Origin of the sequence: Nocardiopsis sp. TNDT3 (assembly GCF_003427465.1) — a bacterium.
In the GTDB taxonomy this organism is placed as follows: Bacteria; Actinomycetota; Actinomycetes; order Streptosporangiales; family Streptosporangiaceae; genus Nocardiopsis; species Nocardiopsis dassonvillei.
Window position 1 is genome coordinate 1 of the sequence record NZ_QPFC01000836.1, and the last position, 1,641, is coordinate 1,641.

At 69.3% G+C, this 1,641-nt stretch carries 2 protein-coding genes; both read right to left on the reverse strand.

Annotation, left to right across the window (positions count from 1 at the left end):
* Positions 1-27: 27 nt before the first annotated feature.
* Entirely contained in the window at positions 28-774 is a 747-nt protein-coding gene (locus tag DQW06_RS20225) for an alpha/beta fold hydrolase (protein WP_013153221.1), read from the reverse strand.
* 12 nt (positions 775-786) lie between these two features.
* Positions 787-1,605: an exodeoxyribonuclease III gene (locus DQW06_RS20230; protein WP_041552699.1), complete on the reverse strand. Its 819-nt coding sequence runs from the start codon at positions 1,603-1,605 to the stop codon at positions 787-789.
* Between the last annotated feature and the right edge of the window lie 36 nt (positions 1,606-1,641).

Consider the following 1,641-nt stretch of genomic DNA (forward strand, 5'->3'; position numbering starts at 1 on the left):
CCCCCGCCCCCCGCGGCCGCAGCGGCCTCAGCCCTCCCCGGCCTCCACCGCACGCCGCACACGCTCACGCCCCGACACCACATCAGCCGCGTCCGCGACGATCCGCGAAAAATTCACCGGCTGATCCAGACTCACCATGTGCCCCGCCCGCGGCACGTTCACCAACCGACCATCCACACACGAGTCGAAGAAACGCTTCTCATGGATCCGGAAGTGGTCCCGCGCCCCGTTGATCAACCACACCGGCCCCTCATACGACGCCAACGCCGCCAACACGTCCATCTCCGAGACCGCGTCGATCACCGCCGTGGCCGCCTCCACCGCCAAACCACCCCCCAACACCGCGTCCGCCGCACCATCACGCAACGTCAACCGGTGGAACCGCTCGTTGACCGCCGCACCCTTGTCCGGCAACCGATCCATCAACACCGCCGGGATCCGGTACACCTGCGCCAACAACTGCGCGGGCTTGGCCGTACACCCGGCCGCCACCAACCCCGCCACCTTCCCCGGAGCGGCGGCCGCCGTCGCGATCGAGACGAACCCGCCCAGGCTCAACCCCACCACCAGCGCCCGGCCGCCCACACTGTCGACCGCCGTCAACACCGCGTCCACCGCACGCCCCAGCGAGAACTCCTCACCCCGCCGCGACCCGTGCCCAGGAAGATCGGGGACCACCACCGTGCGCCCCTCGCTCTCCAACAACTCCACCTGCGGGCGCCACATAGTCCCCGACACCCGCAACCCGTGCACCAGAACGATCGGCACACCCATGACCGCCTCCTCCTACCGCACCCGGTAGCGCACCGTCACCGGAGCGTGATCCGACCAACGACCCGCATGCTCGGACGCACGCTCCACCCGCGCGTCCACCGCACACCCCGCCAACCCCGGCGTGGCCACCTGAAGATCAATCCGCCACCCCGCGTCGTTGTCGAAGGCACGACCACGGTAGGACCACCACGTGTAGGGCCCCTCCTGGTCCGGATGCAACGACCGCACCACGTCCACGAACCCCGCCTCATCCAGAACCCGCGACAACCACTCCCGCTCCTCGGGCAGGAACCCCGCGTTCTTACGGTTGGCCCGCCAGTTCTTCAGATCCACCTCGGCATGGGCGATGTTCCAGTCCCCGCACACCACCAGCTCACGACCGCGCTCCTCCACCTCGGCCCGCCGCTTGACCAGATACGGCAGGAACGCCTCCATGAAACGCTCCTTCTCCTCCTGGCGCTCGGTGCCCACCTCACCCGAGGGCAGGTACAGGCTCGCCACCGTCACCCCACCCAGGTCCACCTCCACATACCGGCCCGCGTCCTCGAACTCGGCATGCCCGAACCCCACCCGCACCTCGTCGGGCTCACGCCGCGAGTACACCGCGACCCCCGCACGCCCCCGCGCCGCGGCCGGAGCCAACACCACGTGCCACCCCTCAGGCGCCACCACACCCGCCGGCAACTGCTCGGCCTCGGCCCGCGTCTCCTGAAGGCACACCACATCGGCGTCCGTGCCCGCCAACCACCCCACGAACCCCGGATCCTTCTTCGCCGCGGCCCGCAACCCGTTCACGTTCACCGATGACACAGTCAAATAAGTCGTATCCACAGGCAAAGCCTAGCCACACCCCGACTCAGCCGCCCC